The following is a 21,251-nucleotide window of genomic DNA, read 5'->3' on the forward strand; positions in this document are numbered from 1 at the left end:
AGTTCACCCTTCTCTACCTTGCAATACGATCTTAATCGGGGAGTATCTTACATTCAGATACTCCCTCAATCTTCTCACAAAGAACCTTTTATAGCTTTCCTTCCAACCTTCCTGATCGTTTGTAATAATCACAATGGTAGGGGGTTTTGTTCCGTCCTGAAATGCATAATATACCTTAACTTCCTTACCTCCGTGAAGGGGTGGAGCTTTCTCTTTGAGCACTTTTTGGACAGCTCTGTTTACGAAAGACGTTTTGTGTTCTTTGGTGTAATCTCCATAGACGGACACTATACTCTCGAGAAGTTCCTTTATACCTTCTCTTCTTACAGCCGAGGTAAGTACTACAGGTGCAAAATCAATAAAGTAGAATTTTTCCTTTATGTACCTTTGCGTTTGTTCCCTATCCCTGCCTATGAGATCAAACTTGTTACCTACTATAACACAGCCTTTGTACCTTCTTTCTATAAGTCCGGCTATTCTCTGATCCTGATGTGTTACACCTTCAGAAACATCCACCACAAGACACACTACATCCGACATATCAATGGATTTTATAGCTCTCCCAACGGAGAAGAATTCCACACCGTACTCTATCCTTGTTCTTTTCCTTATACCTGCAGTATCTATGAGGACAAACTCCTGATCTCTATAAGTGAAGGGTATCTCTACAGCATCTCTTGTTGTACCAGCCACCGGAGACACTATTACCCTTTCGCTTCCCAGAAGAGCATTTATCAAGGATGACTTACCAACATTGGGTCTTCCTACAAAGGATACTTTTATACCGCTATAATCAAGCCCTGTAGGTTCATTACTGAGAAATTCATATACTACATCAAGAAGTTCCCCAACACCTATACCGTGCTGTGCGGACACTAAAAATACCCTTTCAAACCCCAACGAATAAAAATCATATATATGTCTCTGTACCACTCTGTTATCCACTTTGTTAACTACCAGAAGAACTTTCTCCTTGTATGGGTACAAAAGCTTAGCTATATACTGATCCAAAGCTGTTAAACCTTCCCTTCCATCAGTAACAAACAAAATAACTCTTGCCCGAGAGAGTGCATCTTTTACTTGTCCTGCTATCTTTTGTGAAAGCTCATCGCCCTTCTCAAAGATACCTCCCGTATCTGCCACTACAAACCTTTTGTCTTTCCAATAAGCTTCCGATTCTATTATGTCTCTTGTAACACCGGGAAGATCATGAACTATACTCTTCTTTCTACCTACTATCCTGTTAAAGAGAGTAGATTTGCCCACATTAGGTCTTCCAACTATGAGAACCCAGTTTTTCATCTGTAGATTATAACCTTCTCAAAGTGCAGTTAGCAACCGCTTGGTATAGGGATGTTCAGGATTATCAAATATGTTAAAAACATCCTTTTCCTCTACTATGACTCCATCCTTTAAAACTATAACTCTGTCTGCTACCTCAGCCACTACACCAAAGTCATGTGTTACAAGTACTATAGCTTTCCCCTTATCTTTTAAGTGCCTGAAAAGGGAAAGTATCTTTTTTTGTACGGAAACATCGAGAGCTGTAGTCGGTTCGTCAGCCAAGATGAGTTCCGGATCGCAAATGGTAGCAATAGCTATGCATACCCTCTGCTTCATACCACCTGAGAGATGATGGGGATATGCGTTATAAACCCTTTCCGCATCCCTTATACCTGCATCTTTAAGAGCTTGAAGGGCTTTTTCTTTAACACCAGTTTTTCCAAAGTGAGCCACATATGCCTCTTCCACCTGAGTGCCTATCTTAAAAAGGGGATCCAAGTATGCTGAAGGCTCCTGGAACACCATAGAAATGTGCCTTCCTCTGAGCTTTCTGTAATGGTTGTCTGAAAGTCCAATAAGCTCTTTACCTTTGAACTTTATACTTCCGGAAACTTTTGCATACCTCGGTAAAAGACCCATTATGGCACTGAGTATAGAGGATTTCCCCGAACCAGATTCACCAACCACACACAGAACTTCCCCGAGATTTATAGAAAAGTTGATATCCCTGAGAGTGTGTTTCCCGCCGTACCAAAGATTTAAATTCTTTACCTCAAGTAACATTCACCACGCTTTCAAAAATAGGCTTTATTCTGTCGTATAGCTCATAAAGATCCTGAGAAATAACCTTAGTTTCGGACAGTACAGGCATAAAGTTAGTGTCTCCGTTCCATCTTGGTACTACGTGAAGGTGCAGATGGTCCTCAAGCCCTGCGCCAGCCGATCTGCCAAGATTGTATCCTAAATTGAATCCGTGGGGCTTAAGGCATGCCTGAAGAGCTTTTATACACGCTTTGGTAAGTTTGTGTATTTCCAGCGCTGTAAGATCATCAAGAGATAGCATATCCCCAGTGTGTTCTATTGGCGTAACCATAAGATGTCCAGCGTTATACGGATACTTGTTAAATATGACAAAAGCCCTTTGCCCCCTATAAAGCAGCAAAAATTCTCTCCACTTTTCCCTTGGTTGTTTTACAGCCTCGCAAAGAAAACATTCAGTAATTTGGCTTATGTTTTCTACGTAGTTTGTTCTCCAAGGAGCCCAAAGCATCTTCACAATCTAAGTAACCTCCTTATAGCTTTTTCCACATCCTCCTCTGAAGGGAGATAATCGTGCCGGTCAAGTTCCATAGTATCTCTAAAGTAAAGCACCGTAGGAAAGGTATATACACCCAGATCTTCAGCGCTCGTATTCTTTGACGTGTCCATATAATAAAAATTTATCTTGTCTCCATACAGCTTTTGAAATCTTGAGAGCAGTTTGTAGAAAGCTTCATTTTGATTATTATTTAACTGAGTAAAAACAACGACCGCTGGCTTTTCCCCTGCTATAGCTTTGTCATAAAGTTCTCTATCTGTTATCTCTTCAAATCCTTCAAACATATCAAGCCTCCACAGTTATAATTATAACCAAATAAGTATATACTATAGCTATGAAAAGGAGTATATACAGGCTCTTTGGCTTTTCCTTTCTTGCTTTAGGCACAGCGGGAATATTCCTGCCCTTACTTCCAACAATCCCCTTTTATCTGTTAGCCCTTCTCTTGCTGGCAAGAGCTTCAAAAAGGGATGTAGTGAAGCTTAAAAAACTACCCTTCGTAGGGGAGAAGATATACCAATACGTAAAAAAGAGCATAAGGTACATGAAGCGATGGAATACGTGCATGCCAAGTTCTTACACCTAATAGGTATATTCTTGTGGGCTTCTGCCTCTCCCTCCCTTGGTCTTTTCACGCTCTACTCTATGAAAAAGGAGACAGGTTGCAACCAGCACCTTCTTAGAAACTTTTATAGGTGGCTTACAAACCTTGAGATATTTGGCTTTTTGCTTGCCCTCTCTATGGGTCTTTACATGCTACACCTTCTTAGATACCACTTTGACATAAATTGGCTCAATTATAAGATACCCTTAGTCCTTGGAGTGCTTTTGCCTTTGGAGGTTCTAAACTTCTGGTTTGTCAATATTTACATTACAAAGGCTCGGGACAAGTTAAAAGCTTACGAAAGGTATGACCTCTTTAACTACACAGTGGCAGTACCTCTCATAGTGGTTTCCTTAGTGGTTATATACCTTGCGGTGGTAAAGCCTTGAGAGCTATATACCTTTTTAAAAGAGACCTAAGGATAAGGGACAACAGAGGGATCTGCGAGGCTTCAAGAAATTTTAAAGAACTTGTGCCTATTTTCATCTTTGACCCTAAGATAATAGAAGAGTTAAAAGCTCAAGGAGAGAGGCTCTATTATGTCTATAGAGCGGTAGAGGAGCTTTTAAAGAGCATAAGGCTTTACTGCTTCTACGAAGATACAGAAAGTGCTATAAGGAAAGCCATAAAGGTTGCAAAGCCAAAGGCTCTATACACAACCACTTCTTACAGCTGGAGCGGATTGCAAAGGCAGGAAGTAATAAGAAAGGTATGCAAAGAGGAAGGCGTGGAATTTGTGGAGTTTTTTGAAAACTTTTTAGTAAAGCCTGAGAAAGTGCCACTCAGAAAGGTATATACACCCTTCTATAAAGAATGGATAAAGGACTTGTACTTAGAGACGTGTGAAGTGCAAAGCTTTGAAGTGCCAGCCCTTGAGCTTCCCACCCTTGAAGATATAAAAAAGGAGCTTCCCATAAAACCCTTTGGAGCCTTTGACCCATCAGAGTGTGAAAAAAGGCTTGAAAGTTTTAACTTTGAAAGCTACGAAAGGCTCAGAAACTATCCTGCCCTTGATGGCACCTCCAAGCTCTCTCCTTGCATAAGGTTTGGTATACTCTCTTTAAGACATATATACAAAAAGGCAGAAGGTAGGAGCGAGCAGTTTATAAAGGAGCTTGCCTGGAGGGAGTTTTGGTACCACATAGCTCTACACTATCCAGAGGTAAGGAACTTAGAGTTTCAGGAAAAGAGAAGAAGCATAAGGTGGGAAAACAGGGAAAATTTCATAGAGGCTTTCTTTGAGGCAAAAACGGGCTACCCCTTTGTGGATGCGGGCATCTTGCAGCTAAAAACAGAAAAGTGGTTACACAACAGGATGAGGATGGTACTTGCCAGCTTTTTGACAAAAGTGCTACTGGTGGATTGGAGGATAGGAGAAGCCTTTTTCAAGGAGCACCTTTTAGACTATGATGAGATAGTAAATGCAGGAAACTGGCAGTGGTCTGCCAGCGTGGGAGCAGACCCTAAACCATTCAGGCTCTTTAACCCCATCCTGCAAGCCCAGAGGTATGATCCAGAGTGCAAATACATAAAAAGATACCTACCAGAGCTTTCTTCTTATCCTTGTGAAGAGCTTTTAGACCCTCTTAGGCATAGACTTACTTACCACAAACCTGCGGTAAATTATTATGAGAGAATAAATATGGCAAAAAGCCTTTATAGGAATTTTTAAAATGAACCAAAATTTAAAGAAGTGTATTGAACTATATGCGACAAGTGAAGTAGAGTTTTTTCAATTTCTCAATAGTTTGTCAAAGCCAGACATCCAAGCGGTGCTTATAGACCTGCTTACTGTGTACTTCAATGATAAGAATTCTTCTACTCTTCGTGAGCTTGTTTCTTTGTATATTGCAGGTTTTGAACCAAGCAAGAAAAAGTTAGGATATAAATTTCTTGCCTATATATATGAAAAGCTACATTGTGAAGTTAAGCCAGTAAATACGGATAGCATTAAAAGAAAGCTTAACAGACAGAAGAGTTTTAATGACTATACATTCTTGTAAGCGGTTTTGTTGAAGGTCAATTGATTTATCTGTTTTCCTTTGAATTTAGATATCTTGAGGGAAAACTTAAAGAACTACTTAAAAATAAATTTGGTGAGGATTTTGATAGTGAAGATTTTGAAAGGGAAAAAGGGAACCATCTGATGTCTGCTCGGTATAATATTTGTAAGGGATGACTGAGAAAATTATAAAGACTATCTCTATAAAGATATTGTGGAGGTGCTAAATGAAAGATATAAAAGAATTTCTTAATAAAGTAATATGTGGAGATGTTTTAAAAGTTTTAAAGGAAATACCTGCTGATAGCATTGATTTAGGCATAACATCTCCGCCCTACAATAAAAAGGAAAAGCATGGTGGCTGGCTTGTGCCAACTATGGAGTGGCTTACAAAAACAAAGTGGAATATATGGCAGGAGATAATTTGGAACAGGAAAATTGCGGGAAATATCAGAGGTTGGAGGTTTTGGCAAGTAGAAGAGAGAATTTACTGGCTTGTGAAGGGAAAACCCAAGCTCACTTCTATATGGGAGATGCGCCCATTTTGTGGAACTGGCACAACTTTCGTATCAGCTAAGCTTTTAGGAAAGCACTACATAGGCATTGATATCTCTCCAGACTATACTGCTTATGCGGAAAAAAGACTTATGGAAGCAGAAAAGGAAAAGTACAGGGTTTTGAAAGAAATAAGCCTTCATACTACAGAGCTTACTTTTGAGGAAAGGAAGAAAAGAGGAATGTGGAGCATAAAAATAAAACACGGGAGGTAGCTTTTGGATGCATCTCCTTATTACTTTTGAGGGTATAGACGGTTCTGGGAAAACTACGCAGGCAAATCTTCTTTATGAATACCTAAAAGGTAGAGGCTACAGCGTTTCCCTCTACAGGGATCCGGGTAGCACTCCTCTGGCGGAGAAGATAAGAGAGGTTATCCTCAGCTATCCGGCTGATCCAATAACCGAGCTTCTCCTTTTTGAAGCGGGGAGATCAAGTCTCGTATGGGAAAAAATACTCCCGGATATACACGCAGGCAGGGTGGTTATAGTAGACAGATTTATTGACTCAAGTATTGCGTATCAAGGTTACGGGAGAGAGATCAATCTTGGGACTGTGAATATACTCAATCACATATCAACCAGAGGCATAAAGCCTGATCTGACCTTTGTGTTGAACGTACCAATAGATGTAGCTCTTGGCAGAATAGAGGGTAAAAAAACAAAGTTTGAAAGTCCGGAGTTTCTCAGAAAGGTAAGGGACGCCTACATACTTCTTGCACATTCGGAAAAAAACAGGGAAATACACCTAATAGATGCAAATAGGGAAAAGGAGGAAGTGTTTAAGGACATTGTGGCTATAGTTGAGAGGAAATTGTAATGTTATCCTTTTAAAGTTCCAAACGGTTTAAGCCTTGCTACGAGTTTTGCTATGCCCAGATCATGCACCACCTTTACAACTTCAGTTACATCTTTGTAAGCTTGTGGTATCTCTTCCATAACCGTACCTTTCCCTCTTGCGACAACTACCAAACCGCTGAGTACCTTTTCTATACCTTCCTTCCTCACATACTCTTTGGCTTTTGTACGTGACATTAGCCTCCCAGCTCCATGACAGGCACTTCCAAAACTTATCTCCATACTTTTTAGTGTACCAACGAGGACAAAAGAGTACCTTCCAACATCCCCAGGGATCAGAACGGGTTGCCCTATCTTTCTGTATGCGGGTGGTACATCCTGATTGAAGGGTGGAAAGGCTCTCGTTGCACCCTTCCTGTGAATTAAAAGCTCTTTTTCCTCACCGTCAACGTTGTACCTTTCTATCTTACCTATGTTGTGTGCAAGGTCGTATACTACTCTGTAACCGAACTCTTCCCAAGATATACCCAGAAACTTCCTGATTGTATCAGCGGTAATAAATCCGAGTATTTGCCTATTGGCAAAGGCATAGTTAGCTGCGCTATTCATAGCTTTAAAGTAGTTTTGTCCCTCTTCCGACCTGAAAGGCATACACGCAAGTTGCATATCGGGTATGTCTATGCCATACTTCTCAAGAGCATCTTTGGCGATTTTGAGATAATCAACGCATATCTGATGTCCAAAACCCCTTGAACCTGAGTGTACCATTATGGTAACTTGCCCTTTGCGCAAACCCATACTTTCCGCAGTGCGTTCATCGTATATCTCGTCAACAATTTGTATCTCAACGAAGTGATTTCCAGAACCAACTGTACCAAGCTCCTGTGAACCTCTCTCGTAAGCAAAATTTGACACCTTATCCGGGTCTACGTCGGGAAGCGTTCCTGAACTTTCTATATGGAGCAGATCCTCTTCAAGCCCAAAACCGTGTTCCACAGCCCACCTTGCACCCTTTATAGCGACATCTTTAAGTTGCTCTCTTGAGAGCTTGAGTCTTCCAGTTGATCCTACACCTGCAGGTACTTTTTTGAGTATTTCATCCATAAGTTCTTTTCTCACGGATCGGATCCTTTCTTCGGTGAGGTGGGTTGCTATGAGCCTCACACCACAATTAATGTCATAACCTATAGATCCGGGACTTATTATGCCTTGATCGGTATTCACTCCCATCACACCACCTACCGGGAAGCCGTAACCTACATGAACGTCAGGCATTACGTATATAGCTTTTTCAACTCCAGGAAGAGTTGAAGCGTTAACAGCCTGTCTTATGGCATCTTCCTCAAGATGTTCAAAGAGCCTGTCGCTGAGATAAAAATATACTGGAACACGCTGACCTGCCACAGTATTCTCGCGCAATACGTAAACGTAATCTGATAAGCGGACAAGCTCATCTTTCAAGCCCATAATTTAAAAGTTATAGCCTTTTTGTTCTTCTTCAATATGCTAAGATCTTATCATGGTGAAAAGATTCCTTGTTTTTGCGCTCACCTTTTCTCTACTGCACGCTCAAACGGTCCTTGTCCCCATACCTGGACAGCCTCAACCCAAACCTCAGCCTCAGCAGTCGCAGGGAAGTGGAGGCTCGGATCTCGGTGCCTTTTTGGGTGGATTATTGGGTGTGGGTTTGCTATTCCTTTTGACAAAAGCGGTATTTTCAAAACCTTCAAAACCTCAAAAAATGGCTTTTGTTCCCTTTGAGTTTATAGCATTACATAAGGCGGAACTTCCAGAGGATCTAAAAGTGATAGATAGGGAGAGCTTTGAAGGTTATACGCTGTCGCTTATAAGGTGGGAGGAAGATAGCCAAAAACTTGAAGAGAAGACCAAAGGTAAGGTACTTTTACTTGAGCCAAACTATCTATACGAACTATACGGGAATGAGGGGGTTTTATCTAATGTAGAGAGTAAAGAGATAGCGTTTCCCTCAACCGTTGTTGCGCTGTTGGATACGGGAGTGGATGAGAACCTTTTGGGACACGCCATACTTTTTGTAAGAAATATAAGGAGGGATAGCTACAAATCGGAAAAGCATGGAACAGCTGTGGCTTATCTCGCACATGAGCAGAAGGGAGCAAAGTTAGCCATATACAGGGTATGTTCAGAAGGTGTGTGTGACGGCTGGAGTGTTGCGAAGGCTTTAATAGATGTTTTTAAAGAAGGAATAAAAATTGTAAATATGTCTTTCGGAACAGATAAAGAAGATAAGATAGTTGCCTTTATCATAAAGGGTATGTCGCTTAAGGGTTTTGTCTTTGTAGCGCCTGTAGGGAATAACTCATCCGATCAGCTTCCCTTTCCGGCAAGACTTGAAGAGGTAATATCTGTTGCGGGAAAACCCTGCTTTCCGGAAAGAATCTGTATTAGAGCAAAAGCAAAAGAGGAATACAAAGACTTACATACACCTGTGGGTAAGGTCACGGGAACTTCTTTTTCATCTGCGATACATGCAGGAAAAATGGTGTCTAACTAAAGCACATCGTAAAAACCCTTTTTCAGAAATTTGTAAACAAGCACTCCAGATACAATAGATAGACACGATACGATCACAGATATCAAAAAGACAGTCATATTCAAGTATCCTTGAAGTAAGGTGGTTTGCACATTCCTGAGTATGTAAAAGAGCGGATTAAATATAAGGAAAGGTCTTAGAACTTCTGGTACATAAGAAACAGGGTATATGATGGGTAAGGAGTAAAAGACAAAACTCAAAAGTGTTGAAACCACTTGGGAGATATCCCTCACATAAACGCACAGACTTCCCAAAAGGAGAGAGAGACCTACTACGAAAGATAGCTCCACAAATAGAGCCAAAAAGAGTAGTGGTATGTGTTTCAAACTGTAAGGAAAATCTTTAAGCACCAAAGCGTAGCCAAGAGATACAAAAGTATAAATGAAACCTGTAGTAGTAGAAGCGAGTATAAAAAGATAAGGAGGTACAGAAGTTTTCTTAAGTAGATAAGCGTTATCTGTTATAGCGTTCATGCCTTTGAGTAAAGATTGGTTAAAGCCGTTCCAGAAGGCAAGTCCCGCAAGAAGATAAACTGTGTAACTTGCACCGTCAGTAGCATCTGGTGGAAACTTCGCCTTGACTATATGCTGGAATATCAAGTAAAAAACACCTGTCATGAGTAGCGGATTCATAAACATCCATAGAGTCCCAAATACCGAACCGGCAAAGGACATCTTGATGTCTCTCTTGATAAGTTGATAAAGTACGTAAGGCGTGTGCATTTTAAATAGAAAAATTATAGCATTATTGTAAGAGGTGTGACAAAATTACTCTACTTTTACATGATTTGTATCATATCAATGAAGCTTGATAATGGGAGATAATGATCACATGAGGTTTGTTAAGCTTCATGGTTCTGGAAATGACTTTGTAGTTTTTGACAACAGGCAGGGGGAAGTTTATAAATTTTTAGAGGATTCAAATATCAAATTGAGGGATTTTGTTGTCAAGGTATGCGCTTTACATACAGGTGTGGGTGCTGATGGACTTATACTCATAGAAAACCCAGACGATCCTGAAAGCGACTTTAAATGGCAATTTTTCAACTCGGACGGATCTGTAGCAGGTATGTGCGGAAACGGCTCAAGATGTGCGGTGAGATTTGCATACGAAAACGGTATTGTGGATAAAAAGGTAAAATTTGAGACATTAGTAGGTGTTATAGAAGCTGAAGTTTTGGATGAAGGCAAAAGGGTAAAGGTACTCCTCACCGAACCTCACAGTTTTAAAAACATGCATATACGTGTAAAGGACAAAGATATAAAAGGTTACTACATAAACACGGGCGTACCCCATTTTGTAGTGATCGTTGATGATCTTGAGGAGTTTGATGTTGTAAGTTACGGAAGGGAGATAAGGTTTCATGAAGTTTTCTCTCCAAGTGGAACTAACGCAACTTTCATGAAAGTAAACTCCGAAGGTAGTGTAAATATAAGGACATACGAAAGAGGTGTGGAAAACGAGACGCTCGCCTGTGGTACAGGTGCTGCAGCGTCAGCCATAGTAGCGTATACACAAGGTCTTGTCAAGAGAAAACCTATTGAAGTGAAAACAAAGGGTGGGGATATTTTAAGAATTGATTTTGACAATAACCTCAAAAGGGTGTTTTTGGAGGGTAGTGTGTACAAAGTCTTTGACGGTTTTCTCTATAAAGAGGCTCTTCATTACTGATTTGTATAATACTGCATAAAAAATTTTTATATATACTTTTCCTTATGAAGTCCACATTGAAAGAGGGAGAACTATTAAAAGCCTTTTACGCCCTTTCAGATCCAGTAAGACTTGGTATAATTAAGATCCTGCTTGATTGCAAAGAACTCTGCGTATGTCAAATAACGGAGGCTTTCAAACTATCCCAACCCAACGCATCTTTCCATCTTAGGATACTCAAAGAAGCCGATTTGGTCATCTGTGAAAAAAGGGGAAGGTGGAACTATTACAAAGTGAATACACAAGACGAACTCATAAACCTTATCGCTCATACTGCGAGGTAAATCCATGAAGATAGGCTTCATATGCACAGGGAATTCTGCGAGGAGTCAGATGGCAGAAGGCTATGCAAAATACTTTGCTAAACTTTACAAAAAGCAAGTGGAGATTTATTCTGCAGGTTCATCTCCTGCTGAATGCATCCATCCTCTTGCTGTAAAGGTAATGCAGGAGGAAGGCATAGATATATCTTCTCAACACCCCAAATCTATTGAGAGTATACCCTATTGGGAACTTGACATTGTGATAACCCTTTGCGGAGATGCCGCAGAAACATGTCCTTATCTGCCTGGCGTACGTTCCGAACACTGGGGGCTTCCTGATCCTGCAAAGGCTCAAGGCTCACAAGAAGAGAGATTGGAGTTTTTTAGAAAGGTTAGGGATGAGATAAAACTAAAAGTTGAGAATCTTATAAAGGAGCTGAAGGATGAAGAGTATAAAGATAATAAGCGCATCTGAGTGTACCAATTGTCAGCTACTTTACAATGCGGTGTCCGCCATAGTAAGGGCTAAGGGGCTGGACGCAAGGGTAGAAAAGGTCATAGATATAAAGGAGGTCTTAAGGTACGGTGTTATGACTACACCACTCCTTGTGGTGGACGGAAAGCTAAAACATGCTGGCACACCCATACCAGCCCCTCAGCAGATAGAAAAGCTCCTGATGGAGGAATGAAATGTTTGAAGTCTATGAAAAGTTTGCGGACCTCCTCGTGTATTCGGTTTTCAAACTTGAAAAGGGTCAGAAAATTGCGGAGGCTCTTCACTTCTTCCTTTATGACACGCTAAAGATATTTACCCTTCTGAGCCTCGTGATAATCCTCATGTCCTTTGTTAGAAGCTATTTTCCCCTTGAGAAGACAAGAAGAATACTTTCAAGACACAAAGCAATAGCACTGCCCCTCTCCGCTCTGCTTGGTGTATTAACGCCCTTTTGTTCCTGCTCAGCGGTTCCCATGTTCATAGGCTTTGTAGAAGCTGGCATACCCCTGAGTGCCTCCTTCACCTTTTTAATAGCTTCGCCTATGGTTAATGAGATTGCCTTAGGTCTTTTACTCTCTCTTTGGTCTCAAGGTGGCTTTAGCCTATCTGTTTTTTGGTGTAAGCGTTGCCATACTGTCAGGATACCTAATAGAAAGGTTAAAGCCTGAAAAACTCATAGAGGACTATGTGTTTAGCATAAAGCTGGGAGAGGTTGAAGAAAGGAAGATGACCATAAGAGAAAGAATAGAATTTAGCTACTCAAATTTAAAGAATATCCTTAGAAAGGTAGGACCCTATATAGTGGTGGCAATAGGCATAGGTGGTTTTATACACGGATATGTGCCTCAAGATATAGTTAAAAGTATAATGAAACACACAGGCTTTTTCTCAGTTTCTTTTGCGGTGCTTATATGCATACCCCTTTACTCCAACTCTGCAGGTGTGCTTGTGTCTATGGATATAGCTTTGGCTTTTATGATGGCTGTAACCGCTCTTTCCTTTCCTGAGTTTGTGATCCTTAAACAAGTGATGAAGTCAAAGCTCATGGCCATATTTGCGGTCACAGTAGGTATATCCATAATCACTGAAGGGTATCTTTTTAATCTTCTCTTTTGAAGCTATGGAAAAATCGTTGGCTGTAGCTGTTTTTATCCTTACTATGATATCCGTTATACTCAAGCCTAAGGGTATAGGTATAGGTTGGTCCGCATGGGCAGGAGCTTTGGCTTGCCTCCTTTTGGGTATAATATCCCCCCGTGACATCCTCTACATTACAAAGCTTGTATGGGATGCTACTTTGGCTTTTGTCTTTCTGATTTTTATCTCCATAATTTTAGATAGATCCGGATTTTTTGAGTGGACAGCTCTCAAAGCTATAGGTTATGCAAAAGGTAATGGATTTTTACTTTTCCTGTATCTTATGCTTTTGGGTGCTTTTATATCGGCAATATTTGCCAATGATGGAGCTTCTTTAATGCTCACTCCCATCATATACTCAAAAATAAAGCATTTAAGACTTCCTAAGCGGATGATCCTTCCATATATAATGGGTAGCGGTTTTATCGCAGATACCGCAAGCCTTCCCTTTGTCATCTCTAATCTCACCAACATAATAACAGCTCACTTTTTTAAGATAGATTTTTGGAGATACGCCTTCTTTATGTTCTTGCCTAATTTGGTGTCAGTGCTTTCAAGTATAGCGTTGCTTTACATCTTTTACAGGAGGGATATGATAAAAAGGTATGACACGGATATTCTTGAGGACTTTCCATCCAGATACGCAATAAGGGATCCACTCCTTTTTAAAATAGGTTGGACAGTTATAGTATTTCTCGGTGCATCCTTTTTACTGTTAGAACTTTATAAAATCAAGTTCCCCTTTTCTGTTATCTTTGGTGTATCGGCTTTCATTCTTTCCCTTTCTACGTTGAAAAATAGAGTAGTTAAAACGAAAGAAGTTCTCAGGTTTACCCCTTGGAGTATAGTGTTTTTCTCTATAGGCATGTATACTGTAGTATACGGCTTGAAGAATGTAGGTGTTACTGCCTTTTTAGCGGATACGATCTCATACTTTTACAGATTTGGTGATGCTTATGCTCTTCTGGGTACAGGTTTCTTGTCAGCCCTTCTTTCCGCTTTGATGAACAACCTTCCTACTGTTATGGTTATGAATATCTCCATACAAGACGTTAGCTTACCAAGAAGACTTATGGAATTTCTCGCTCTCGCTAATTTGGTGGGTACCAATATCGGACCAAAACTGACACCTATAGGCTCCTTAGCTACGCTCCTTTGGTTGCATGTGCTGGAACACAAAGGTATAAAGATCTCATGGCTGTATTATATAGAAGTAGGCTTCGTTCTTACAATTCCAGTGCTTATCGCTGTTTTATTAACTCTGTATTCTGTTTATCGTATAACATAAACTCACCTTTTTATAATTTATTTTATCACATGAAAGGAAAAGATTTTTTAGCTCTCACTGTGGGTTTTAATCTTTTGGGTGGTATAGTCGCTGGTCTTATCGTAGGTTACGCCTTTGACAAATGGCTAATGGAAGGTATTTTTAAAGTCAGGAGCTTCCCAATAGGTCTCATGTTTTTTTTCTTCATTGGTATAATTTCCGGATTTTGGAATGCGTACAAAGATCTAAAAAGGCTTTCTTGACATTTTGGCAAAGCTTTGCCACTTTGACATAAGCAAAACTTACCAACCCTAAAGCTACTAATTGAAACACAAAGTTTTTATGAATAAGGTGTTTGGCATCTTTTTTGCACATATGCGCTAAGGAGGTAGGCTTTTATGGATAGGAGAACATTCTTCAAGTTTACCGCTTTGCTCGGTTCTGTTCCTTTGCTAAACAGGGTTGTTTATTCAGCACCCTTGAAAATAGGTTTTGGAGATATAAAGAAGGAAACCCCTATAGCGGTTGTTTATCACTGTGACTTTCCCCAAGAAGCGCGCTTTGAAACCATGCTTACCAACATAGGAAATCACCTGTCCGTTTACGATAATGATCCTTTCAAAATAAAAATAGTTGTTGTAGCTCATGGTCCCGGTGTGAAGTTCTTTTTAAAGGATCTTTCGGGAAGCCCTTGGGAAAATGAACCAATAAATCTTTCGGAATTTGAAAGGAGGGAAAGGGATCTCACACTTTACGGTGTTGAGTACTATATATGCAACATAACTCTTGGAAGACTCAAGCTAAATCCCGAAAAACTTTATGACTTTACAAAGATAGTACCTTCAGGCGTTGGTGCCATAGGTGAGCTTCAGGCAAAAGGTTTTGGTTACATAAAAGTTCAGTAAGGGAGGAGAACATGCGAAAGGGTATCTTTTTAGGTTCAGGCTTCTTAGCATTATCACTTTTCTCGCCGGACTTTGCTCACGCCATTAGACTTTCTGGTCCTGCTAAAGAGCAGTATTTAGACATCAACTTCTTGATGCAGTTATGGTTTAGACATCAGGACATAAGTTCCCAAAATAGACCTAACTTTATAAATGCCAGTGACAGGGATGATATCTTCTTCAGAAGGATAAGGTTGAGGTTTTTCGGAAGTGCTTCTTCTTGGTTTAAGTTCAATTTGGTCATTAGGGACAACGATTTTGGAAGGGATCCGTACGATGCCCCCTTCGGCGGACAACCTACGCACTCAAAAAGACAGAGTAACAGGAATACTGGATATATACATGAATTTGACGCGATCTTAGTTCCGAGTGCTATGATGGACACAAAGGGCGTCACCTTAGATTTACATCTTGGTTATCCGAGAGTACCTTTGGGAAGAGAACAGTTTCAGAGGGCTTACGATAACATAGATTTGGATAGGACAAATGCAAGTTTGAGGTGGGCTCACCTTGCAATAGGTGATGTAACTGGCAGAGCCTTTGGAGGTTATGCGCACGTGCAGGCTTCCAACAGAGGAACAGGTTACTCAAAGCTAACTCTTGACGGTTTTGTAGGTGTTTTTGGAGGATTCAAAAATGTAAAGAACCCTTGGGATGAATCCATAGTAGGTGTGAGTACGAACACTCCCCTTTGTGGATATACGTCCCCAAATCCGGCGATTGCTACATGCCTATCAAAAGCGAGAGGTAATGCTTCGGATAACTTTCTTTACACTTTTAGAGCTACGCTACAGCTGGGAGAACCTGAAGGTAAACCAGTAATATATAACTGGCTTTACAGGGACACTTACATAGGAAAAAGGAGAGGCATCACCTTAGGTGTTTCTTACGCCTTCCAGAACAAAATAGACCAACACATCATCACAGACACGCAAGGTATATCTCCAGGCTTTCTCGGAAATGGCTCACCTTTTAACGGTGCTGGAACGGTAAATGTGAGGATACCATACTTATTGCTTCCCAATCCTGTAGGTGTGGGAGATCCTAACGTAGCAAACAGACTTTTGGACAACAGAGTTGATATGAAGTTTTACGGTATTGACTTTGCCTGGCATCACGGTCCATTATCTTTTGTAGCTGAGGTAGGGCAGGTAAAGTTCAATAACTTACTGCTCGTTGATGGTGCAAACAACCTGTATCCTGGTAGAAGCATAAAAAATGACTTCTGGCTTGCTAAGGTAGGTTACGTAATAAATCCCAATGCTGTACACAAGTTTGAGCCTTATCTTAGTTACTCAGAATACAAGCCACAAATAATTACTGTAGGAACAGGTAGCAATGCGAGGCTTTACGGTGATGCAACCGACTTTGTTGGTAACAATCAATTAACTTCAGGTCAAGATAAGTCAAGCTTGGGAAGAATAAAGCAGATAGGTGTTGGTATAAACTACTACTACAGGAGTGAAAATTTCAGGTGGACCATAGAATACACAAGATTTGACGAACAGAGAAACAAGATAAACAACGATGCGATAAGCGTTCAGTTTCAGTGGATTTTTTAAAAAGCTGTCAAGCCCCTACTCACCTCCCTTTTCTTCCCTTTTTCTTTTTAGATACTCCTCAACTATGACACCCTCTTTTAGCCCCCAATCGCTTACTGTTATCTCCTTTTTCCCAAAAATAACCATGCTTCTGTAAAATATCATGATCCCAGAAACTATTACCTTAGCCCTCTTTGGCTCTATTTGGGGAAAGTTCCTTATTCTCTGTTCCGCCTTCATACCGCTTAAATTTTCAAGCCAGAACATGATGCGATCAAGTTCTATGGTCTTTCCGTGTACAAGTTCGGGTCTGTAAGGGAAAACACCGTACTCAAGAGCAGCCACGGTCGTTATAGTTCCTCCTAATCCCACTAAGGTATCACACTCTTCTTTTATCTGACTTATCTGCTCGTCAAGAAAGTTTTTCAAAGACTCAAGCTCGTAGTTGAGGGGTGGGTCGCTGTGTATAAACTCCTCCGTCAAGTTAACTATACCGAAAGGTAAGGATTTTACCTTTTCAAGAATGAGATCCGTTCCCCAGGCATACTCCGTTGATCCACCTCCCTGATCTATTATGCAAAATCTGCCCTTAGGTCTGATAGAGTAAGCAACGGCGAGGAAAGAATACCTACCTTCTTCCTCAGGACTTATCACCTTTATGTCAAGTCCAAGACGATCTTTTACCATCTTGAGAAAGTCCTTCGCATTTTTTGCCTTCCTCAAAACGGCTGTACCGACAGCTATAACCTTGTCCACATTTAAATTTTGTACTATGCGCATGTAATCTTCCAGTGCCTGAAGTGTCTCTTCCATTCTATCCTTCTGTAAAAGCTCTGAACTGTTTGCTCCAGCACTCAAAGCGGTAATTTTGCCCTCCTCGTAAAGATAGTTTAGGCTTTCTTTTACCTCAGCTACACTGAGCCTGCACGAATAGGACCCTACATCTATAACCGCTATCCTCAACTCAAACTCCTTAAGTAAGGATTGAAAACTCTTTCGTGTCCTATAGTTGTTTCATCATAATGTCCACATACGACAAGTGTATCATCGGAAAGCTCATTGAATATCCTAAAAAGTGATCTCCTGAGATCTTCCAAACTGCCACCCGGCAAATCCCATCTACCCACGCTACCTCTGAAAAGTAAGTCTCCCGCTATGAGGGTTTTGTATTCATCTATATAAAGACAGCAAAGTCCAGGTGTGTGTCCGGGTGTGTGGAGTATGCGGAGCTTTATCTTTCCTAAAGTTAGTTCTTTCCCATCCTCCAAAAAGTCATCAGGTTCTGGGCATGGCAAATTAGCTCCGAGTTGTTTTTCAAGCCCAGGCCAGATGGGATCGTTTATAAGGAAGAGATCCTCTCTATGCATGTAAAAAGGTACTCCAAATTTCTCTTTTAATGTCCTCACTTGACCAATGTGATCTATATGTCCGTGAGTGCATACGATAGCTTCAAGCTTAAATCCGGTAAGTTCTTGTTCTATCTTATGAGCGTCTGCTCCCGGATCTATAACAAGAGCCTTACCCTCCTCCTCATCGGCGAGGATGGAGCAATTCACAGAAAGAATACCTACAGGGATTACCTTGAGTATCATAGCCCTTTAGCTATAAGGTCATAAAGCATATTAGGGAAAATACCGAGAAGAAGCACAAGGGTAGCACATACACTTAACACAAAAGCTTCACCAGCTGAAAGTTGGACACTCTGCCATTTTTTGTCAGCCTTTTCCATAAACATGTAAACTATCACCTTAAGGTAATATCCAGTAGACACTATACTTGCTACTAAGAAAAGTATAGCCAAGGGCAAAAGTCCAAGCTTAGCAAGACCCATAAAGATTCCCAGCTTTCCTACAAAAAGAGCCATAGGTGGTATACCTATCATAGCAAAAAGGAAGATGGAGAAGAAAAAAGCCAACAAAGTATCGTATCTTCCAAGTCCTTTGTAATCCATAAAATGGTGGGTAAAGTTCTCTCTCTTTTCAAGAACTGCCAGAACTATGAAAGAACCTAAAGCGGCAAAGATGTATACAGATAGGTAAAAGAGTAAGGCTGAAGAGAGAATTTTGTCCGATGTTACTAAACCCAATAGGAAGTATCCGGCGTGAGCTATGGAAGAGTATGCCAGAAGTCTCTTCACAGACCTTTGAGCGTAAGCTACAAAGCTCGCATAAAACATTGAAAGTACAGACAGTAAAGCTACCAGAAGCATCCATTCTTTGATGTGAGAATAAAGGGTGGATATCTTAACGAGCAGGAAGTACACCGCGATCTTTGGTGCGGTGGATATATAAGCGGTTATAGGTGTGGGCGCACCTTCGTAGGCGTCAGGTGTCCAGAAGTGAAAAGGTACGGAAGAAACTTTCAAAGCCAAAGCCGACAGAATCAGGAACATGCTCAGTAAAAAGAGCGTGTTATCACCTTGATAGGGTTTCAAAAATAGGCTTCCCACAGCTCCATAATAAAAAGCGCTTCCGAAGGCTAACATAGCAGTTCCTACACTTCCTATCACCAAGTACTTGTAAGATGCCTCTTTTGAAAGATACTCTCTCCTGAAAGTTCCTATAAGTATGTACATGGTTACGGAAGCCAGCTCAAGAGATAAAAAGAGCAAGGTGAGATTCACAGAAGATATCAACATGGAAAGTCCCAAAGAGGATGTGAGGATAAGATAGGTCATCTCTCCGTAATCAGCTCTCTTCTTGAGAAAGTAGTCGTAAGAGGCAAATAAGCTGAGACTTGTAATAACATACAGCAAAGCCTTACCTATCAGAGTGTAAGTATCAACATAAAAAACGTCAAAAAAGGTTTTTGATGGCACACTCACAAAGAGAAGGGAAAATACAGCTAAAAGAGGAACAAGCCCTGCAAGAAAGGTTAAAAACTTGTAATACCTTCTGCTCAAGAAGAGTTCAAAGGAGAAGATCAGAATGATACCCACTGATAGTAGAATTTCAGGAAGCACCGCATTCCAATTCACAGCTATCCTCCCAACACGTATCTGGAAGTTTGCTCCACTATTTTTACAAAAGGAAGAGGATAAAGACCAAGCAAGAAAGCTGAAGCCAAAATGATAATGAAAGGTATCATGTGGTGTATTTCTACATCTTTAAGATGTCTCCACTTTTCAAGTCTCTGCTCTGAGATAGTCTCCTCCTCGTATATTACCCTCTTGTACATGTAGAGGAAATAGGCAGCGCTCAGTATCATGCCAGTTCCTGCGATAATAGCCCATATAGGATAATTCTTGAAAGTTCCTAAAAGGACGAGGAACTCGGCTACAAAGCCCGCAAGTCCTGGAAAGCCTATACCAGCAAGACCACTTATCATAAAGAGTACTGAGAGCTTGGGTAAATATCTTGCAAGTCCTCCAAGATCATCCATATGATAGCTGTGGATTCTGTCGTAAAGAAATCCTGCCGACATAAAGAGGGCGGCAGAGGATAGCCCGTGAGCTATCATCATGTAAATAGCACCGCTCAAGGCGTTTACATCTAAGGCGAATGTACCCAATGTGACTATACCCATGTGACTTATAGAAGAGTATGCTATTAACCTCTTTATGTGAGTTTGTGCTATAGCCATCATAGCTGTGTATATTATGGCTACAAGGCTCAGGAAGAATATAAGAGGTATATAGTACTTGCTCGCTTCTGAGAAAAGTGGCAAAGAGTAGCGTACAAATCCGTAAGTACCCATCTTGAGAAGGACAGCAGCAAGTATCACAGAACCAGCAGTAGGTGCTTCTACGTGAGCATCGGGAAGCCAAGTGTGAACTGGCCACATAGGTATCTTTACCGCAAAACCTATGCCAAAAAGTAGAAAAGCCAAAAGCTCAAGCCAAAAGGGATACTTCATGTTCTTGTGGAACATATAATCAAAGGAGAGTTGACCGGAAGTAATGTAAGCGTAAGCTACAATGGAAGCAATGCCTAAAAGTAAGAACATGCTTCCGAAAAAGGTGTATACGAAAAACTTATTGGCAGCGTAGACTTTTCTTTCGTGTCCCCAAAGACCTATTATAAAATACATGGGAATGAGCATACCTTCCCAAAATATATAAAAGAGGAAGAAATCAAGGGCGGAGAAAACACCTAAACAAGCAGTTTCAAGCATCAAAAAGAGGGCGTAATAGAGATTAGGTCTGTCTTCTATTTTCCATGACCACACGAAAGATGCAAAAAACATGATAGCGGTCATAAGAAGTAGGGAGATAGCCATACCGTCAATGCCTGTATGGTAAGAGATCCCAAGGGTTGGTATCCACATATACCTATTCTCATACTGGAAACCTGCCCTGTTCCAATCAAAACCTAAGAAAAGGGCAAGGATTATCAGAAGGACTATAGCAGATGATAGAATGGATATTGTCTTTGAAAACTTTTCGCGCCTAATTACAAGAACAAGTACCGCAGTGATGAGAGGTAGAAATATAGCCACATTTAACATACCTTACCTCCACGAAATTATTAAGAGAAGGATGATGGTAAAGCCTACGTATATGACGAAGTTGTAATAGTTTATCTTCCCATTTTGAAAGATTCTTAAAGAGTTTCCGATAAACTGTGCCATTTGATACGTTTTATTTACCGCACCATCTATGAATCTCCATTCCATTATGATGTATACTCCCCTTGAGAGGGAAAGGTAGCCAAAGGCGATGATTCTGTGATAGAGCTTCTCCGTATAAAACTGCTCCCTGAAGGTGTCCGCAATGGGTTTTAATGCTTTGTATGCCTTCGTGTGGTCTATTATCCCCTTCGC

Annotated in this window: 25 protein-coding genes and 1 pseudogene; 15 read left to right on the top strand and 11 right to left on the bottom strand. The window is 40.7% G+C overall.

Features of this window, described 5'->3' with window-relative positions; genetic code table 11:
- Window positions 1-3: 3 nt before the first annotated feature.
- From der to ABWK04_09115, 4 genes are read right to left on the bottom strand one after another with little or no spacing between them, the layout of a single operon-like run.
- Complete coding sequence (gene der, locus ABWK04_09100) at window positions 4-1,302, bottom strand: ribosome biogenesis GTPase Der (protein MEZ0362029.1); 1,299 nt, start codon at window positions 1,300-1,302, stop codon at window positions 4-6.
- Window positions 1,303-1,320: 18 nt separating this feature from the next.
- Window positions 1,321-2,067, bottom strand: coding sequence for an ABC transporter ATP-binding protein (locus tag ABWK04_09105; GenBank protein ID MEZ0362030.1), 747 nt, complete (start codon window positions 2,065-2,067; stop codon window positions 1,321-1,323).
- Window positions 2,057-2,560 carry an HIT domain-containing protein gene (locus ABWK04_09110; protein MEZ0362031.1) on the bottom strand — a complete coding sequence of 168 codons (504 nt, stop codon included), beginning with the start codon at window positions 2,558-2,560 and terminating at the stop codon, window positions 2,057-2,059. Before ABWK04_09110 ends, ABWK04_09105 begins: the two co-directional genes overlap by 11 nt.
- Complete coding sequence (locus ABWK04_09115) at window positions 2,557-2,886, bottom strand: thioredoxin family protein (protein MEZ0362032.1); 330 nt, start codon at window positions 2,884-2,886, stop codon at window positions 2,557-2,559. The genes ABWK04_09110 and ABWK04_09115 overlap by 4 nt, the downstream gene beginning before the upstream one ends.
- A gap of 50 nt (window positions 2,887-2,936) precedes the next feature.
- Here ABWK04_09115 and ABWK04_09120 point away from each other — a divergent pair, with 50 nt between their 5' ends.
- The 5 genes from ABWK04_09120 (at window position 2,937) to tmk (ending at window position 6,582) form a co-directional block, all read left to right on the top strand.
- Window positions 2,937-3,188, top strand: coding sequence for a DUF454 family protein (locus tag ABWK04_09120; protein ID MEZ0362033.1), 252 nt, complete (start codon window positions 2,937-2,939; stop codon window positions 3,186-3,188).
- Window positions 3,155-3,595 carry a hypothetical protein gene (locus ABWK04_09125; protein ID MEZ0362034.1) on the top strand — a complete coding sequence of 147 codons (441 nt, stop codon included), beginning with the start codon at window positions 3,155-3,157 and terminating at the stop codon, window positions 3,593-3,595. Before ABWK04_09120 ends, ABWK04_09125 begins: the two co-directional genes overlap by 34 nt.
- Window positions 3,592-4,878, top strand: a complete 1,287-nt coding sequence (locus ABWK04_09130) for a deoxyribodipyrimidine photo-lyase (protein MEZ0362035.1) — start codon at window positions 3,592-3,594, stop codon at window positions 4,876-4,878. The genes ABWK04_09125 and ABWK04_09130 overlap by 4 nt, the downstream gene beginning before the upstream one ends.
- Window positions 4,879-5,435: 557 nt before the next feature.
- The gene (locus ABWK04_09135; protein MEZ0362036.1) at window positions 5,436-5,978 is read left to right on the top strand and encodes a DNA methyltransferase; all 543 of its coding nucleotides are present in this window, start codon (window positions 5,436-5,438) and stop codon (window positions 5,976-5,978) included.
- Between the two features lie 7 nt (window positions 5,979-5,985).
- Window positions 5,986-6,582: a dTMP kinase gene (gene tmk / locus ABWK04_09140; GenBank protein MEZ0362037.1), complete on the top strand. Its 597-nt coding sequence runs from the start codon at window positions 5,986-5,988 to the stop codon at window positions 6,580-6,582.
- A 2-nt stretch (window positions 6,583-6,584) separates the two neighbouring features.
- On the opposite strand, the gene ABWK04_09145 is transcribed toward tmk, so the two are convergent.
- Window positions 6,585-8,027 (bottom strand): RtcB family protein, encoded by a 1,443-nt coding sequence (locus ABWK04_09145; protein MEZ0362038.1) that lies wholly within the window; start codon window positions 8,025-8,027, stop codon window positions 6,585-6,587.
- A 52-nt stretch (window positions 8,028-8,079) separates the two neighbouring features.
- Between ABWK04_09145 and ABWK04_09150 the strand changes: the two genes are divergently transcribed.
- Complete coding sequence (locus ABWK04_09150) at window positions 8,080-9,093, top strand: S8/S53 family peptidase (protein MEZ0362039.1); 1,014 nt, start codon at window positions 8,080-8,082, stop codon at window positions 9,091-9,093.
- Here ABWK04_09150 and ABWK04_09155 read toward each other — a convergent pair.
- Window positions 9,090-9,854: an ABC transporter permease gene (locus ABWK04_09155; protein MEZ0362040.1), complete on the bottom strand. Its 765-nt coding sequence runs from the start codon at window positions 9,852-9,854 to the stop codon at window positions 9,090-9,092. The genes ABWK04_09150 and ABWK04_09155 overlap by 4 nt on opposite strands.
- Before the next feature lie 109 nt (window positions 9,855-9,963).
- On the opposite strand from ABWK04_09155, the gene dapF reads away from it, so the two are divergent.
- The 9 genes and pseudogenes from dapF to ABWK04_09200 all read left to right on the top strand — a co-directional run bounded on the left by dapF (window position 9,964) and on the right by ABWK04_09200 (window position 16,511).
- The gene (dapF, locus tag ABWK04_09160; protein ID MEZ0362041.1) at window positions 9,964-10,803 is read left to right on the top strand and encodes a diaminopimelate epimerase; all 840 of its coding nucleotides are present in this window, start codon (window positions 9,964-9,966) and stop codon (window positions 10,801-10,803) included.
- A 44-nt stretch (window positions 10,804-10,847) separates the two neighbouring features.
- Window positions 10,848-11,126, top strand: a complete 279-nt coding sequence (locus tag ABWK04_09165) for a metalloregulator ArsR/SmtB family transcription factor (GenBank protein MEZ0362042.1) — start codon at window positions 10,848-10,850, stop codon at window positions 11,124-11,126.
- Window positions 11,127-11,130: 4 nt separating this feature from the next.
- Entirely contained in the window at window positions 11,131-11,580 is a 450-nt protein-coding gene (locus tag ABWK04_09170) for an arsenate reductase ArsC (GenBank protein MEZ0362043.1), read from the top strand.
- Window positions 11,549-11,794: a thioredoxin family protein gene (locus ABWK04_09175; protein ID MEZ0362044.1), complete on the top strand. Its 246-nt coding sequence runs from the start codon at window positions 11,549-11,551 to the stop codon at window positions 11,792-11,794. The genes ABWK04_09170 and ABWK04_09175 overlap by 32 nt, the downstream gene beginning before the upstream one ends.
- Before the next feature lies 1 nt (window position 11,795).
- Window positions 11,796-12,717, top strand: a pseudogene (locus ABWK04_09180) (permease).
- Between the two features lie 4 nt (window positions 12,718-12,721).
- Entirely contained in the window at window positions 12,722-14,026 is a 1,305-nt protein-coding gene (locus ABWK04_09185; GenBank protein MEZ0362045.1) for an arsenic transporter, read from the top strand.
- Between the two features lie 29 nt (window positions 14,027-14,055).
- Window positions 14,056-14,268, top strand: coding sequence for an AtpZ/AtpI family protein (locus ABWK04_09190; protein MEZ0362046.1), 213 nt, complete (start codon window positions 14,056-14,058; stop codon window positions 14,266-14,268).
- 135 nt (window positions 14,269-14,403) lie between these two features.
- Window positions 14,404-14,910 carry a DsrE family protein gene (locus tag ABWK04_09195; protein ID MEZ0362047.1) on the top strand — a complete coding sequence of 169 codons (507 nt, stop codon included), beginning with the start codon at window positions 14,404-14,406 and terminating at the stop codon, window positions 14,908-14,910.
- 11 nt (window positions 14,911-14,921) lie between these two features.
- Window positions 14,922-16,511 (top strand): porin, encoded by a 1,590-nt coding sequence (locus tag ABWK04_09200; protein MEZ0362048.1) that lies wholly within the window; start codon window positions 14,922-14,924, stop codon window positions 16,509-16,511.
- A gap of 15 nt (window positions 16,512-16,526) precedes the next feature.
- Here the strand turns inward: ABWK04_09200 and ABWK04_09205 are convergent, their stop codons facing one another.
- The 5 genes from ABWK04_09205 to ABWK04_09225 form a co-directional block, all read right to left on the bottom strand.
- Window positions 16,527-17,453, bottom strand: a complete 927-nt coding sequence (locus ABWK04_09205; protein ID MEZ0362049.1) for a Ppx/GppA phosphatase family protein — start codon at window positions 17,451-17,453, stop codon at window positions 16,527-16,529.
- Window positions 17,450-18,082 carry an MBL fold metallo-hydrolase gene (locus tag ABWK04_09210; GenBank protein MEZ0362050.1) on the bottom strand — a complete coding sequence of 211 codons (633 nt, stop codon included), beginning with the start codon at window positions 18,080-18,082 and terminating at the stop codon, window positions 17,450-17,452. Before ABWK04_09210 ends, ABWK04_09205 begins: the two co-directional genes overlap by 4 nt.
- Window positions 18,079-19,467 carry an NADH-quinone oxidoreductase subunit N gene (locus ABWK04_09215; protein MEZ0362051.1) on the bottom strand — a complete coding sequence of 463 codons (1,389 nt, stop codon included), beginning with the start codon at window positions 19,465-19,467 and terminating at the stop codon, window positions 18,079-18,081. The genes ABWK04_09210 and ABWK04_09215 overlap by 4 nt, the downstream gene beginning before the upstream one ends.
- Window positions 19,468-19,469: 2 nt before the next feature.
- Window positions 19,470-20,936 carry a NuoM family protein gene (locus ABWK04_09220; GenBank protein MEZ0362052.1) on the bottom strand — a complete coding sequence of 489 codons (1,467 nt, stop codon included), beginning with the start codon at window positions 20,934-20,936 and terminating at the stop codon, window positions 19,470-19,472.
- Between the two features lie 3 nt (window positions 20,937-20,939).
- A partial coding sequence (locus ABWK04_09225) for an NADH-quinone oxidoreductase subunit L (protein ID MEZ0362053.1) occupies window positions 20,940-21,251 on the bottom strand: 312 nt, incomplete at its 5' end.

This window comes from Hydrogenobacter sp. (assembly GCA_041287335.1).
Taxonomy (GTDB): Bacteria; Aquificota; Aquificia; order Aquificales; family Aquificaceae; genus Hydrogenobacter.

Excerpts from the sequence above, each read along its gene's own strand:
- der (MEZ0362029.1), bottom strand. The coding sequence starts at position 1,302 with ATGAAAAACTGGGTTCTCATAGTTGGAAGACCTAATGTGGGCAAATCT.
- ABWK04_09105 (MEZ0362030.1), bottom strand. The coding sequence starts at position 2,067 with ATGTTACTTGAGGTAAAGAATTTAAATCTTTGGTACGGCGGGAAACAC.
- ABWK04_09115 (MEZ0362032.1), bottom strand. The coding sequence starts at position 2,886 with ATGTTTGAAGGATTTGAAGAGATAACAGATAGAGAACTTTATGACAAA.
- ABWK04_09120 (MEZ0362033.1), top strand. The coding sequence starts at position 2,937 with ATGAAAAGGAGTATATACAGGCTCTTTGGCTTTTCCTTTCTTGCTTTA.
- ABWK04_09125 (MEZ0362034.1), top strand. The coding sequence starts at position 3,155 with ATGGAATACGTGCATGCCAAGTTCTTACACCTAATAGGTATATTCTTG.
- ABWK04_09135 (MEZ0362036.1), top strand. The coding sequence starts at position 5,436 with ATGAAAGATATAAAAGAATTTCTTAATAAAGTAATATGTGGAGATGTT.
- tmk (MEZ0362037.1), top strand. The coding sequence starts at position 5,986 with ATGCATCTCCTTATTACTTTTGAGGGTATAGACGGTTCTGGGAAAACT.
- ABWK04_09145 (MEZ0362038.1), bottom strand. The coding sequence starts at position 8,027 with ATGGGCTTGAAAGATGAGCTTGTCCGCTTATCAGATTACGTTTACGTA.
- ABWK04_09150 (MEZ0362039.1), top strand. The coding sequence starts at position 8,080 with ATGGTGAAAAGATTCCTTGTTTTTGCGCTCACCTTTTCTCTACTGCAC.
- ABWK04_09155 (MEZ0362040.1), bottom strand. The coding sequence starts at position 9,854 with ATGCACACGCCTTACGTACTTTATCAACTTATCAAGAGAGACATCAAG.
- dapF (MEZ0362041.1), top strand. The coding sequence starts at position 9,964 with ATGAGGTTTGTTAAGCTTCATGGTTCTGGAAATGACTTTGTAGTTTTT.
- ABWK04_09165 (MEZ0362042.1), top strand. The coding sequence starts at position 10,848 with ATGAAGTCCACATTGAAAGAGGGAGAACTATTAAAAGCCTTTTACGCC.
- ABWK04_09170 (MEZ0362043.1), top strand. The coding sequence starts at position 11,131 with ATGAAGATAGGCTTCATATGCACAGGGAATTCTGCGAGGAGTCAGATG.
- ABWK04_09175 (MEZ0362044.1), top strand. The coding sequence starts at position 11,549 with ATGAAGAGTATAAAGATAATAAGCGCATCTGAGTGTACCAATTGTCAG.
- ABWK04_09185 (MEZ0362045.1), top strand. The coding sequence starts at position 12,722 with ATGGAAAAATCGTTGGCTGTAGCTGTTTTTATCCTTACTATGATATCC.
- ABWK04_09190 (MEZ0362046.1), top strand. The coding sequence starts at position 14,056 with ATGAAAGGAAAAGATTTTTTAGCTCTCACTGTGGGTTTTAATCTTTTG.
- ABWK04_09195 (MEZ0362047.1), top strand. The coding sequence starts at position 14,404 with ATGGATAGGAGAACATTCTTCAAGTTTACCGCTTTGCTCGGTTCTGTT.
- ABWK04_09200 (MEZ0362048.1), top strand. The coding sequence starts at position 14,922 with ATGCGAAAGGGTATCTTTTTAGGTTCAGGCTTCTTAGCATTATCACTT.
- ABWK04_09210 (MEZ0362050.1), bottom strand. The coding sequence starts at position 18,082 with ATGATACTCAAGGTAATCCCTGTAGGTATTCTTTCTGTGAATTGCTCC.
- ABWK04_09220 (MEZ0362052.1), bottom strand. The coding sequence starts at position 20,936 with ATGTTAAATGTGGCTATATTTCTACCTCTCATCACTGCGGTACTTGTT.